Raw genomic sequence first — 13,705 nt, 5'->3', positions numbered from 1 at the left:
TGTGACTGGCTGCCCTTGTGGCTAACTATAGCTCGGCGGCACCGCTTGCCAGCACGCGGCGAGAAATAATCAGCCGCATGATTTCGTTGGTGCCTTCCAAAATGCGGTGCACACGGGTATCGCGCACGTAGCGCTCCATGGGGTACTCCTTGATATAGCCGTTACCGCCGTAAAGCTGGAGTGCCTCGTCGCATACCTTAAAGCCTACGTCGGTCGCAAAGCGCTTGGCCATAGCACAATACGCCGTCGCATCCGGGTGGCCTAAATCCAGCTTAGCGGCCGCCATACGTACTAGCTGGCGGGCTGCTACAAGCTCCGTCACCATATCTGCCAAGCGGAACTGCAACGCCTGGAAATCCGCTAGACGCTTACCAAACTGCTTGCGCTCCAGCATGTATTCCCGGGCTTTATTAATCGCCTGCTGGGCGGTGCCGATAGAGCACGTAGCGATGTTGATGCGCCCGCCATCTAGCCCTTTCATGGCAATTTTGAAGCCGTCGCCTTCGTTGCCCAGCAAGTGGTTAGCAGGCACGCGCACGTCTTCAAAGGTGATCATGCGGGTGGGCTGGCTGTTCCAGCCCATTTTTTCCTCTTTACGGCCATAGCTAATGCCGCTGGCTTTGGCATCCACCGCAAACGCGGAAACACCGCCGGGGCCTTCGCCACCGGTACGCGCCATCACCACCAGAAAATCGGTGCTGCCCGCGCCGGAAATAAACATTTTGCTGCCATTCAGCACATAGTCGTCGCCGTCGCGCTTAGCGGTGGTTTTAAGCGATGCGGCATCGGAGCCTGAATTGGGTTCGGTTAAGCAATACGAGCCCAGTAGCTCACCCGTCGCAAGCTTTTCACCCCACTGCTCCACCGCTTCCGGCGTGCCGAAGTCCGCCAGCATCCAGGTCACCATATTATGAATGGTGAGGTAGGCCGTTGTAGAGGTGCAGCCCATGGAAAGTTGTTCAAAAATAATGCTGGCATCCAGCCGGGAAAGCCCCAGCCCGCCAACGTTTTCCGGCGCGTACAGCGAACAAAAGCCCAACTCGCCCGCTTTACGAATGACATCCACTGGAAAGAAGGATTCGGCGTCCCACTCTGCTGCATGGGGTTCTAACTCGTTTTGGGCAAATGCCCGCGCCATATCGGAAAAGGCAACTTGGTCTTCGCTTAGCTCAAAATTCATAGCGTTCCTCCGTACAAGCATGGCTGGGCAACGTGTTATTCGGCGTTGGACGGCACAGGCTTTGCTATTTGTCGTTATTGGCAATGTTGACGTTTACGTTAACTTATATACTTAGCTTAACCTACGCAACCGCTTAGCCCCACTACCTTTGGAGTAGACGTATTTTAAGGGCAAAAAAAGGGTGCCAATAGGCACCCAACGGACAGACCCGGTTCAACCCATTACTTAAAGTTTTTGCGATACATCTTGCCAAGCTCACCCACAATACCGCTGCGGAAGCTAAGCACGCAGACCACAAAAATAATCCCTAATATTACGTTTACCCAGTTGCCTAGTGGCGACTGCGCCAGCACATGCTGCAGGCTAACCACAATGCCCGCGCCCATCAGTGGGCCTAACAACGTACCCACACCGCCCAGTAGCGTCATCAGAATAACTTCACCGGACATGTGCCAGTGGGCATCGGTTAACGAAGCCAGCTGGAATACTACGGTTTTGGTGGAGCCCGCTAACCCAGCGATGGCAGCAGAAAGTACAAAGGCCAACAGTTTGTAGGCATCAACGTTGTAGCCTAGCGAGACCGCACGGGGTTCGTTTTCACGAATCGCCTTCAGCACCTGCCCAAAGGGCGAATGCACGGTGCGCTGGATAAGCGCAAAACCGAATAAGAAGATCGCAAACACGAAGTAGTACATCGCCAAGTTGCTGCGCAGGCTGATGAAACCAAACAGCTCACCCCGTGGCACGCCGTGTAAGCCATCTTCACCACCGGTAAAGGGCGCCTGTACAAACATGAAGTAAACAAGCTGCGCTAGCGCCAGCGTTACCATGGCGAAGTAGATACCCTGGCGACGGATTGCCAGCAGGCCAAATAGCAGCCCTAACACCGTAGCCATCAGGGTGCCACCAATAATGCCCAGCTCAGGCGTTAAGCCTGGGTAACTTGCCAGTAAGTAGCCGGTTATATAGCCGCCTGTCGCGAGAAACGCGGCATGCCCAAACGAGAGCAGTCCCGCATAGCCCAGCAGCAAGTTAAAGGCGCTGGCAAATAGCGCAAAGCAGAGAACCTTCATTAAGAACACTGGGTACGCCAAGAAAGGCGCCACCAGCCCCAGTGCCACAAGCGCTATATAGAAGAGATTGCGGCGCATATTGGCACGTTTTTGGCGTTCCAGCACCGCAGAGGGTGCTTTGATTGCTTGAGAATCTGCCATGGTTAAGCCTCCTTACCGAACAGCCCAGCGGGGCGTAACATGAGCACTAATATCATCACCAGGAAGATCACAGTATTGGAGGCTTCCGGGTAATACACTTTGGTTAAGCCTTCGATAACTCCCATGCCTAGGCCGGTAAGAATCGCACCCAGGATTGAACCCATGCCCCCGATAACCACCACGGCAAACACCACAATCAATAGGCTTGAGCCCATAGTGGGTGAAACCGGATATAGCGGAGCTGCCAGAACACCCGCAAACGCAGCCAGTGCAACACCAAACCCATAGGTAAGGGTAATTAACAGCGGAACGTTAACCCCAAACGCCTGCATAAGCTGGGAGTTTTCTGTACCCGCCCGCAGGTAGGCGCCTAAGCGAGTGCGCTCAATCATGAACCAGGTGAATAGACACATTGCCAATGCCGCTACCAGCACCCAGGCGCGATAAGTAGGCAGGAACATAAAGCCTAGATTGAGCCCCCCTTGAAGCACCTCTGGGGTGGCATAACGCGCGCCGGAAACCCCGAAGAAGTTGACCAGCGTGCCTTCAAAAATCAGCGCTAACCCGAACGTTAGCAGTAGCCCGTAAAGGTGATCCAAATGGGCAATACGACGCAGCAAGAAGCGCTCCATCAGCATGCCAAAACCACCTACCACCAGCGGCACTAAGAACAGTGCTAGCCAGTAGTTAATGCCTAAGTAGCGAAAGCCTAACAGCGCGGCGAAGGCCCCCAGCATGTATTGCGCCCCATGGGCAAAGTTGACGATCTTCAGTAGGCCGAAGATGACCGCCAGGCCCAAACTAAGCAGTGCGTAAAAGGCACCGTTCACAAGCCCAAGCGTTAGCTGGCCCATGAACACGGCCAGTGGCACGCCGAATATCATCGTCATGGTATGACTCTCCTCGCCGCCAAGCGGGTAGCAGCACCTGCTGCCACCCGTGGATATTGCTTATGTAATAACGCTTCAAGGCTTTTAATGGCTAGCCTGAACCGCTGCCATAGGCCCTATGCTTTCAAACGTTTCTAGGCCCGTTTTAGTTTTGAACCAGCTTGCACTGACTCTCAGAAAGCGGACGGTAGGCTTCTTCGGCGGGAATAGTGCTAAGGATTTCGTAAAGGTCCCACTCACCAGTGGACTCTTCGGGGGTTTTCACCTGGGCCAAGTACATATCGTGAACCATGCGGCCATCTTCACGAATTCTGCCGTTGCGGGCAAAGAAGTCATCAACGGGCATCTCAGCCATTTGCGCACGTACAACTTCAGGATCATCAGTACCTGCCGCTTCTACCGCTTTTAGGTAATGCATGGTGCTGGAGTAGATACCTGCCTGCACCATTGTCGGCATCCGGCCCATCTCTTCGTAGTAACGCTCAGACCATTCGCGGGCCTCTTCATCCATGTCCCAGTACCAGCCAGTGGTCAGCAGCAGGCCTTGGGTAGCCTCTAACCCTAGGGCGTGAACGTCGTTCAGGAAGATAAGCAGACCCGCTAACTGCTGACCGCTTTGAACAAGGCCAAACTGGCTGGCTGTGGTAATCGCGTTGACGGTATCCGCACCCGCGTTAGCCAGACCCACAATTTTGGCACCAGAGCCTTGCGCCTGGAGAATGTAAGAGGAGAAATCGCTGGTGGGGAACGGATGGCGAACGCCGCCCACTACTTCACCACCACTCTCTTCTACGACGCGCGTTACGTCACCTTCCAGCGCGTGGCCGAAGGCGTAGTCCGCGGTCAGCATGAACCAGGTGTCGCCGCCCTGCTCTACAACGGCCTGTGCCGTGCCGTTGGCCAGCGGATACGTGTCATATACCCAGTGAATGTGGTTTGGCGTGCAGTGCTCGTTGGTGATACTGGACGCCGCAGAGCCTGAAATAATGCCCAGGCCGTTGTTCTCTTCTAGCACGCGGGTAACCGCGATAGTGACCGAAGACGCCACCATGCCTGCCACCATGTCGACGTTACGCTGGTCAATCCACTCACGTACGGTGTTAGCCCCTACGTCTGCGCTGTTGCGGTCATCGGCACTAAAGACAACGATGGGCGCACCATTCACGCTGCCACCAAAATCCGCAACGGCCATTTCCAACGCTCGCTGGCCGCCTGGGCCCGCGAGGTCGCGGTAGGTACCGGACATATCGGCCAAGTAACCAATGCGAACTTCGCCATCGCTCATGTTAGCCTGGGCGGTTGAAATAGCCATGGTGGAAGCAGCGGCAACAGCGATGCTAGTAGCGAGTGTTTTTTTAATGAAGGTCATGTTCGTCTCCTGGCCCTTAAGGCCTTTGTTTTTGTGTTACGACGTTTTTAAGTGCTTTAGTGTTCAGCGTTTTTGGTACTAGGTTTTGCTACTACGTTATTAATCTTGGTGGGTATTACCCCCAACCCCGGTCTTTGCTACACCCCCAGCATCGTGTTGAGGTGATCACGGCGTGAAGGCAGCTGTGCGGCGGTGATCTCTTCAACAATCTGGCCGTGATCCATTACGAAGTGGCGGTCTGCCAAGGGGGCCGCAAAGCGGAAGTTCTGCTCGACCAGCACGATAGTCATGCCGCGCTCTTTCAGCTGAATGAGTACCTCAGCTAATTTCTGCACGATAACCGGCGCTAACCCTTCGGTAATCTCATCAAGCAGCAATAACCTTGCCCCGGTGCGCAAAATACGCGCCATGGCTAACATCTGCTGCTCACCACCGGAAAGCCTTGTCCCCTGGCTTCTGCGCCGCTCATAAAGGTTGGGAAACATGCCGTAGATTTCATCTAAACTCATGCCGCCTGAGCGCACGGTAGGTGGCAGCAATAAGTTTTCGTGCACATCCAAACTCGCAAAAATCCCCCGCTCTTCCGGGCAGTAACCAATACCCAGCCGAGGAATATGGTGCGGCTTCATGCGCAGCGTTTCGTTACCGTTAATGACGATAGAGCCGGTACGCCGACCCACCATACTCATAATCGATTTAAGCGTAGTGCTACGCCCCGCACCATTGCGCCCTAGCAGGGTCACTAGCTCACCGCGTTTAACATCAAAGTTAACGCCGTGCAGGATATGCGACTCGCCATAAAAGGCGTGCAGATCACTAACCCGCAACATTTCTAGGGTTTGCGACTCGGTAGCAGCGTTGGTCTCATACGCTTCGGCGGTGTTCATACGGCAGCCTCCTCTTCAGCGGCTTCGCTACCCATATAGGCTTCTCGCACCAGCGGGTTACGGGAAACCTCTTCATAGTCACCTTCCGCCAACACGGCGCCACGCGCCAACACGGTAATGCGGTCACATAGCCGGCTTACCACGCTTAAGTTGTGCTCAACCATCAGTACCGTGCGTCCTTGTGAGACGCGTTTAATCAGCGCCACGATGCGGTCAACATCTTCAGCGCCCATGCCCTGGGTAGGTTCATCCAGCAACATCATAGTGGGGTCAAGCGCCAGCGTAGTGGCAACTTCCAAGGCACGTTTGCGACCGTAAGGCATTTCTACCGTTAGGGTGTCGGCGTACTCTCTTAGACCTACTTCATCGAGTAGCTCCATGGCTCGGTCGTTAAGATGATTAAGCGACGTCTCCGACTTCCAAAAATGGAAGGAGGTACCAAGCTGACGCTGCAGCGCCACACGAACGTTTTCCAACGCCGTCATGTGAGCGAACACCGCCGAGATTTGAAATGAACGAACTAACCCAAGCTGGGCTATCTCGTTGGATTTTTTACTGGTGATGGGTTTCCCGCGATAGAGAATCTCACCACGGGTAGGCGGTAAAAACTTGGTAAGCAGATTGAATACCGTGGTTTTACCTGCACCGTTAGGCCCGATTAGGGCGTGAATGTGCCCTTCCTGAACCTGAAGGTTCACGTCATCAACGGCGGTAAAGCCGCGGAACTCTTTGGTCAGTCCTCGCGTTTCGAGTACTGGCCCATTAATTACATCGTCTGCACGCATGAAGTGGTAAGCCTCTTGTTGTTCTTGTGCTGACTTTGCACCAGCCAGTTTACTCTGGAGCGGAAAATCGTTAGCCGGCGACGCACCCTTACCTGAACGTAAGGTGTAGGTGCAAACTAGCAATCACTTGCAGGGTATTACAATTACAACTTTGGTCTACGCAGACTCAATTTAATCTGCTTTAAACGCTTTATATATAAATTTTTCAGATACTTATGCAGATTCAACGGTAATCGACGTTTAGCAATACCAGCTTTACGTTAACGTAAACTTGTTTTAGCCTCATGGTCAGTGTTCCATAGGGGCATCCCCCTATCGACGAGAATAACGATCATGAGCAAAACATACTCGATTAGCGAGCTTGCCAGTGAGTTTGACGTAACCACGCGCAGCATTCGCTTTTATGAAGATCAAGAGCTGTTACACCCCGCCCGCCGGGGTCAAACGCGCATTTACAGCAGTAAAGATCGTGTACGCCTAAAGCTAACGCTACGCGGCAAGCGGCTGGGGTTTTCTCTCGCTGAAATTCGAGAACTTTTTGAGCTATGGGATGAGACCCGTAGCGGCAGCGAAAAGCAGCTGCACCTAATGTTGAGCAAGATTGGTGAGCGGCGCGCCGCTCTCGAACAACAAATGAAAGACATCACCATGGTGCAGCTAGAGCTCGAAAGCGCCGAAATCCGCTGTCGACAAGCACTTGAAGAACTTAACGAAAAGCATCCCTTAACAACGACAAGGTAATTGACCATGTTTTCACACTATTCAGAACTTAATTTTGGCCTGGACGACGAACTGAACATGCTGCGCGAGCAGGTCAATGCCTTTGCCGCTAGCGAGATCGCCCCCCGCGCTGCTGAAATTGATCGCACCAACGAATTCCCTAACGACCTCTGGAAGAAGTTCGGCGATATGGGCCTATTAGGCATTACCGTGTCTGAAGAGGATGGCGGTAGCGGCATGGGCTACCTTGCTCACTGCATTGCCATGGAAGAGATCTCCCGGGCGAGCGCTTCAGTCGCGCTCTCCTACGGTGCGCACTCTAACCTGTGCGTAAACCAACTTAAGATTAACGCCACCGCTGCACAAAAAGAGAAGTACCTGCCCAAGCTGATCAGCGGCGACCACGTGGGTGCACTGGCAATGTCTGAGCCCGGTGCGGGTTCTGATGTGGTGTCCATGCAGCTGCGCGCAAAACAAGATGGCGATCACTACATCCTTAACGGCAATAAGATGTGGATCACCAACGGCCCTGACGCTGATGTGCTGGTGGTGTACGCCAAAACCGACCCGGACGCAGGCTCTAAAGGCATTACCGCGTTTATTATCGAAAAAGGCATGGAAGGTTTCTCCACCGCTCAAAAACTCGACAAGCTGGGTATGCGCGGCTCTAACACCTGCGAGCTAGTGTTCCAAGATTGCAAAGTACCGGCCGAAAACGTGCTGGGCGACGTGGGTAAAGGCGTGCGTGTATTGATGAGCGGCCTGGACTATGAACGCGCCGTTCTGGCCGCTGGCCCCATCGGTATTATGCAAGCCGCCATGGACGTGGTGATGCCCTATATCCATGAGCGTAAGCAGTTCAACCAATCCATCGGTGAATTCCAACTGGTACAAGGCAAAGTAGCCGATATGTACACCACGCTGAATGCGTGCCGCGCCTACTTATACGCCGTCGCAGGTGCTTGCGATCGCGGCCAAACGTCGCGCAAAGACGCCGCTGGGGTGATTCTATACTGTGCCGAAAAAGCCACCCAAGTCGCCCTGGATTCTATTCAACTACTCGGTGGTAACGGTTATATCAATGAGTATCCCACCGGACGTCTGCTGCGCGACGCGAAGCTGTATGAAATTGGCGCGGGCACCAGCGAAATTCGCCGGATGCTGATTGGCCGCGAACTCTTCACCGAAACAAAGTAAGGGCCGCGCCATGAGCACACTCTCTACACAGATCAATCCCCGCAGCGATGTCTTTCAAACCAACGCGGCCTCAATGCTGGCGGAAGTTTCCAAGCTACGCGAGTTAACCGCCGCCGTCGCCCAAGGCGGTGGCCCTAAAGCTCGTGAGCGCCACGAAAGCCGCGGCAAACTATTCGTGCGTGATCGCATCGACCACTTAATTGACGAAGGCTCGCCCTTTTTAGAGTTTTCCGCACTGGCAGCCCATCATGTTTACGATAGCGACGTACCCGCAGCAGGCGTAGTGACGGGCATTGGCCGGGTATCTGGCGTTGAGTGCGTGATTGTGGCTAACGATGCCACGGTAAAAGGCGGCACGTATTTTCCGCTGACGGTGAAAAAACACCTGCGCGCCCAGGAAATTGCCCGCAAGCACCGCCTGCCGTGCATCTACTTAGTCGATTCTGGCGGTGCTTTCCTGCCCCGCCAGGACGAAGTGTTCCCCGACCGTGACCACTTCGGGCGCATCTTCTATAACCAAGCCACCATGTCCGCTGAAGGTATTCCACAAATCGCCGTGGTGATGGGTTCCTGTACCGCGGGTGGCGCCTATGTGCCCGCCATGGCGGATGAATCCATCATCGTTAAAGAGCAGGGCACGATTTTCCTAGGCGGCCCGCCCTTGGTAAAAGCAGCTACTGGCGAAAGTATCAGCGCTGAAGACTTAGGTGGTGCAGATGTTCACGCCAAAATAAGCGGTGTTGCGGACCACTACGCCGAAAACGACGCCCACGCGCTGCAGCTAGCCCGCGCCTGTGTGTCGCGCCTGAACTGGCAAAAACGCGGCAAGCTGGCCATGCAAGCGCCTAAACCACCTAAGCTCGACCCAGCAGAGCTTTACGGCATTGTGGGTACCGACCTTAAAAAACCTTATGACGTGCGCGAAGTGATTGGCCGTGTTGTCGATGACTCTGACTTTGACGAGTTCAAACGCTACTACGGCGACACCTTAGTTACCGGCTTTGCGCATATCCACGGCTATCCGGTGGGCATTGTGGCCAACAACGGCGTGCTGTTCTCCGAGAGCGCTGTAAAAGGTGCGCACTTTATTGAACTATGCGCTCAGCGCAAGATCCCGCTGGTGTTCCTGCAAAACATTACCGGCTTTATGGTCGGCTCTAAATACGAGCATGAAGGCATCGCCAAGCACGGCGCCAAGCTGGTAACGGCGGTCGCCTGCGCCAAAGTACCCAAATTCACGGTGCTGATTGGCGGCAGCTTCGGCGCGGGCAACTACGGCATGTGCGGCCGGGCTTATGATCCCAACCTGCTGTTTATGTGGCCCAATGCGCGTATCTCCGTAATGGGTGGCGAGCAGGCGGCAGGCGTGCTTTCCCAGGTGAAGCGCGAACAGCACGAACGCGAAGGGCGCGAGTGGACGAAAGAAGAAGAAGAGGCGTTCAAACAGCCCACCCGCGATCAGTACGAGCACCAGGGCCACCCCTACTACGCCAGCGCCCGCTTGTGGGATGACGGCGTCATCGACCCGCTGCAAACCCGCGATGTGCTGGGGCTTTCTTTAGCCGCCGCGATGAATGCCGAAGTCGAAGAGACACGCTTCGGCGTGTTCCGGATGTAAGGGGCGAACACCATGGCTTACTCAACGCTACTGATTGAAAACGGCATCGCGCGCCTGACCCTGAACCGCCCAGAGGTGCATAACGCCTTCGACGACAGCCTAATCGCCGAGCTAAACGCGCACCTTGAAGAACTGCATCAACTGGCCAATGCGGGCGATGTTCGGGCAGTGGTACTTGGCTCTGAGGGAAAAAGCTTCTCCGCAGGCGCTGACCTGAACTGGATGAAGCGCATGGTCGATTACGACCTGGAAGATAATCTCGCTGACTCCCGCAAGCTGTCAGCGTTAATGCACGGCTTGGATACCCTGCCCTGCCCCACGCTTTGCCGGGTTCAAGGCGCGGCGTTTGGCGGCGCGGTAGGGTTAGCTGCCTGCTGCGATGTGGTGATCGCCTCTGATAAGGCTAAGTTCTGCCTCTCAGAAGTCAAAATTGGCCTCTCTCCTGCGGTCATCAGCCCTTACGTTCAGCGTGCGCTGGGCGAGCGCCAAATGCGCCGCTACGCCTTAACCGCAGAAGTCATGGATGCGCCAACGGCGCTGGCACTCGGCTTAGCCCATAAGGTTGTAGAGCACGAAGCATTGGACGGCGAGGTAGACGCCATGCTGGATACGCTTCTCGCCGGCTCGCCTCAAGCACAACGCGCCACCAAAGCACTACTGGCAAGGGTCGCCCAAGCGCCCGACAGCGATACCACCCGGGAGCACACCTGCCAAGTGATTGCTAAATTACGGGTGAGCCACGAGGGCCAAGAGGGCTTATCCAGCTTTTTTGAAAAGCGCCGCCCCGCCTGGACGCAACCGTCCAGCCTTCAAGAACAGAACAACGCTGCGGAGCCACGCTCATGACGCTTGAAAACAACGCTGAAACACATAAATTCGATACCCTGCTGGTAGCCAACCGCGGCGAAATTGCCTGCCGGGTAATGCGCACCGCCCGCCGCATGGGGCTTAAAACCGTCGCTGTCTATTCAGATGCCGATGCCTCTGCTAGCCATGTGCGCGAAGCCGATGAAGCCGTGCGCTTAGGCCCCGCCGCCGCCCGCGAAAGCTATTTGAATGTCGATGCGGTCATTGAAGCCGCCAAGCGAACCGGCACAGGCGCTATTCACCCCGGCTACGGCTTTCTATCTGAAAACGGTGGCTTCGTAAAAGCGCTTGAACAGGCAGGCATTACCTTTGTTGGCCCGCCGGCCTCGGCGATTGCCGCCATGGGCGACAAATCTGCCGCCAAAGCACGCATGGCTAACGCTGGCGTACCGTTGGTGCCGGGTTACCATGGCGATGATCAGGACGATGACCTGCTGCGTTTAGAGGCCGACAAAATCGGCTACCCCGTGATGCTCAAAGCCAGCGCCGGTGGTGGTGGTAAAGGCATGCGCGTTGTAGAGAGCGGCGAAGGGTTCAAAGCAGCACTTGATGGCTGCCGCCGAGAGTCTAAGGCTGCCTTCGGTGACGACCGCATGCTCATTGAGAAGTATCTGGTGCAGCCACGCCATGTGGAAGTTCAGGTGTTCTGCGATCGCCATGGTAACGGCGTTTACCTCTTCGAGCGGGACTGCAGCGTTCAGCGCCGCCACCAAAAAGTCATTGAGGAAGCTCCGGCCCCCGGCATGACGTTGGAGCTGCGCCAGGCCATGGGCGATGCCGCCGTTCGCGCCGCCAAAGAGATTGGTTACGTGGGCGCGGGAACCGTCGAGTTTCTGTTAGACATTGACGGCTCGTTCTACTTCATGGAGATGAACACCCGCCTGCAGGTTGAGCACCCCGTTACTGAAATGATCACCGGCCAAGACTTGGTTGAATGGCAGCTGCGCGTGGCGATGGGCGAGCCACTCCCCTGCACCCAAGACGAGCTAACCATCACCGGCCACAGCTTTGAAGCGCGGATTTACGCCGAAGACCCAGAGCAGGACTTCCTGCCCGCCACCGGCCTGCTCACTCGCTTTGCACTGGATTTAGAGGGCGCAGGGTTAGACAGCGATCAGGTGCGTTTAGACAGCGGCGTAGAGAGCGGCGACGAAGTTTCCATGCACTACGACCCCATGCTGGCCAAGCTGATTGTTCACGGTGCTGACCGTGACGCCGCGCTTGCCACGCTGAACCGTGCCTTAGCCGCACTGGATGTACAGGGCGTGGTGACTAACCGCGCATTCCTGCAGCGCCTTGCGAATCACCCTGGCTTTAAAAATGTCGAGCTGGACACGCGCTTTATCGAGCGCAACGAAGCCACGCTATTTGCCCCGCGCAGCTACTCTACTGAAGCCTACGCCAGCGCTGCGTTGATCGGTTTAAACCAGCTGGCGCAGGAGTGTGAAAGTGATTCCCCCTGGGATCGTCATGACGGCTTCCGTTTGAATGCCCCGCATACCATCCGCATTGCGCTGTGTGACCCGGCAAGTGCTCAGGCGGCTGACAGCGACGAAGCGGTGGTGATTGTGGAAGGTAAGCGCGAGAGCGGCGAATCGCTTTGGAACCTCACCATTGGTGATGAAACGCTCACCGCTAGCCTCCAATCGCTGACGGGCGATGCCGTTGCCGTCACGCTAAACGGCCACCGTCGCCGCCTTCAAGCGCGCCGCGATGGGCATGTTGTGGTGATGGCAGAACCAAGCGGCGAAACGCGCCTGTTCTGGCGCCGCATTGACGCCATCGACCACGGCCACCATGAGGCGGAATCAACCCTGACCGCCCCCATGAATGGCACCGTGGTAGCACTGCTGGTTGAACCCGGCACAGCAGTTGAGAAAGGCATGCCGCTGATGGTCATGGAAGCCATGAAAATGGAGCACACCATGACCGCGCCTGCCGATGGCAGCGTCGAGTCTTTCCATTTCCAGGCCGGCGATACCGTAAGCCAGGGCGATGTATTGCTCGACTTCGCCCCCAGCGAATAGGAACAGAACTATGGCACTGCCAACGTCAATTAAGCTGTTTGAAATGGCCCCTCGCGATGGCCTTCAAAATGAACCGGGCACCCTGGTGCCCACCGCTACCAAGATCGAACTGATCGAACGGCTAGCCAACGCTGGCCTCACCCATATTGAAGCGGCTAGCTTCGTCTCGCCTAAGTGGGTGCCGCAAATGGGCGATGCCACCGACGTTATGAACGGCATTGCTCGCCAACCCGGCGTGGTTTACTCAGCACTCACGCCTAACCTAAAAGGCTTGGAAGGCGCACTGGCAGCGGGCGTTGAGGAAATCGCGGTGTTTGGCGCCGCTTCAGAAGCGTTCTCGCAAAAGAACATCAACTGCTCGATTGCGCAGTCCCTTGAGCGCTTTGAACCCGTGCTCGCACGGGCCAATGAGGCAGGCGTTCGAGTACGCGGCTATGTCTCCTGCGTGCTGGGCTGCCCCTATGAAGGCGACATCTCGCCCGAAAAAGTGGCCGAGGTGGCCAAGGCGCTTTATGAGATGGGCTGCTATGAAATCTCCCTGGGCGATACCATCGGCGTGGGCACGCCGCTTGCGGCTAAGCGAATGATTGAAGCCACCCGCCAGCAAGTGCCTATTGAGCACTTGGCCGCCCACTTCCACGACACCTATGGCATGGCCCTGGCTAACTTATATGCCGTACTGGAAGAAGGAGTCAGCGTAATTGACGCAGCGACCGCTGGCCTTGGCGGCTGCCCTTACGCTAAAGGCGCATCCGGCAATGTGGCCACCGAAGACGTACTCTATTTACTTGAAGGCCTGGGCATTAACACCGGCATCGACCTTCAGGCGGTGATCGACACGGGCTACTGGATTACCAACGAGTTAGGCCGCAAGCCAAGCGCAAAGGTCGCTCTCGCAAAAGGCATTAGCCGCCAATAACCGTCCAATAATAAATAAGAACCGCCTGACGT

At 55.8% G+C, this 13,705-nt stretch carries 12 protein-coding genes; 6 read left to right on the top strand and 6 right to left on the bottom strand.

Annotated elements, in window-relative coordinates; all coding sequences use genetic code 11:
- Positions 1 to 25: 25 nt before the first annotated feature.
- The 6 genes from BB497_11210 to BB497_11185 form a co-directional block, all read right to left on the bottom strand.
- Complete coding sequence (locus BB497_11210) at positions 26 to 1,180, bottom strand: acyl-CoA dehydrogenase (GenBank protein AVI63224.1); 1,155 nt, start codon at positions 1,178 to 1,180, stop codon at positions 26 to 28.
- A 221-nt stretch (positions 1,181 to 1,401) separates the two neighbouring features.
- Positions 1,402 to 2,394 (bottom strand): ABC transporter permease, encoded by a 993-nt coding sequence (locus BB497_11205; GenBank protein ID AVI63223.1) that lies wholly within the window; start codon positions 2,392 to 2,394, stop codon positions 1,402 to 1,404.
- A 2-nt stretch (positions 2,395 to 2,396) separates the two neighbouring features.
- Positions 2,397 to 3,284, bottom strand: coding sequence for an ABC transporter permease (locus BB497_11200; GenBank protein ID AVI63222.1), 888 nt, complete (start codon positions 3,282 to 3,284; stop codon positions 2,397 to 2,399).
- A 145-nt stretch (positions 3,285 to 3,429) separates the two neighbouring features.
- Positions 3,430 to 4,653 (bottom strand): ABC transporter permease, encoded by a 1,224-nt coding sequence (locus BB497_11195; protein AVI63221.1) that lies wholly within the window; start codon positions 4,651 to 4,653, stop codon positions 3,430 to 3,432.
- Positions 4,654 to 4,790: 137 nt separating this feature from the next.
- Positions 4,791 to 5,540, bottom strand: a complete 750-nt coding sequence (locus tag BB497_11190) for an ABC transporter ATP-binding protein (protein ID AVI63220.1) — start codon at positions 5,538 to 5,540, stop codon at positions 4,791 to 4,793.
- A complete protein-coding gene (locus BB497_11185; protein AVI63219.1) occupies positions 5,537 to 6,325 on the bottom strand; it encodes an ABC transporter ATP-binding protein in 789 nt (262 codons plus the stop codon). The genes BB497_11190 and BB497_11185 overlap by 4 nt, the downstream gene beginning before the upstream one ends.
- A 333-nt stretch (positions 6,326 to 6,658) precedes the next feature.
- Between BB497_11185 and BB497_11180 the strand changes: the two genes are divergently transcribed.
- Genes BB497_11180 through BB497_11155 form a run of 6 tightly spaced genes read left to right on the top strand, consistent with a single transcriptional unit; the run spans position 6,659 to position 13,673 of the window.
- The gene (locus BB497_11180; protein AVI63218.1) at positions 6,659 to 7,066 is read left to right on the top strand and encodes a MerR family transcriptional regulator; all 408 of its coding nucleotides are present in this window, start codon (positions 6,659 to 6,661) and stop codon (positions 7,064 to 7,066) included.
- A 6-nt stretch (positions 7,067 to 7,072) separates the two neighbouring features.
- Positions 7,073 to 8,242: an isovaleryl-CoA dehydrogenase gene (locus BB497_11175; GenBank protein AVI63217.1), complete on the top strand. Its 1,170-nt coding sequence runs from the start codon at positions 7,073 to 7,075 to the stop codon at positions 8,240 to 8,242.
- Positions 8,243 to 8,252: 10 nt separating this feature from the next.
- A complete protein-coding gene (locus BB497_11170; GenBank protein AVI63216.1) occupies positions 8,253 to 9,860 on the top strand; it encodes a methylcrotonoyl-CoA carboxylase in 1,608 nt (535 codons plus the stop codon).
- Positions 9,861 to 9,872: 12 nt separating this feature from the next.
- Entirely contained in the window at positions 9,873 to 10,706 is an 834-nt protein-coding gene (locus tag BB497_11165; protein AVI63215.1) for an enoyl-CoA hydratase, read from the top strand.
- Complete coding sequence (locus tag BB497_11160) at positions 10,703 to 12,754, top strand: 3-methylcrotonyl-CoA carboxylase (GenBank protein ID AVI63214.1); 2,052 nt, start codon at positions 10,703 to 10,705, stop codon at positions 12,752 to 12,754. The genes BB497_11165 and BB497_11160 overlap by 4 nt, the downstream gene beginning before the upstream one ends.
- 10 nt (positions 12,755 to 12,764) lie before the next feature.
- The gene (locus tag BB497_11155; protein AVI63213.1) at positions 12,765 to 13,673 is read left to right on the top strand and encodes a hydroxymethylglutaryl-CoA lyase; all 909 of its coding nucleotides are present in this window, start codon (positions 12,765 to 12,767) and stop codon (positions 13,671 to 13,673) included.
- Positions 13,674 to 13,705 lie beyond the last annotated feature (32 nt).

Origin of the sequence: Halomonas sp. GFAJ-1 (genome assembly GCA_002966495.1) — a bacterium.
In the GTDB taxonomy this organism is placed as follows: Bacteria; Pseudomonadota; Gammaproteobacteria; order Pseudomonadales; family Halomonadaceae; genus Vreelandella.
Note: the sequence above shows the minus strand (reverse complement) of the source record. Positions and strands in the feature narration are given on the sequence as shown.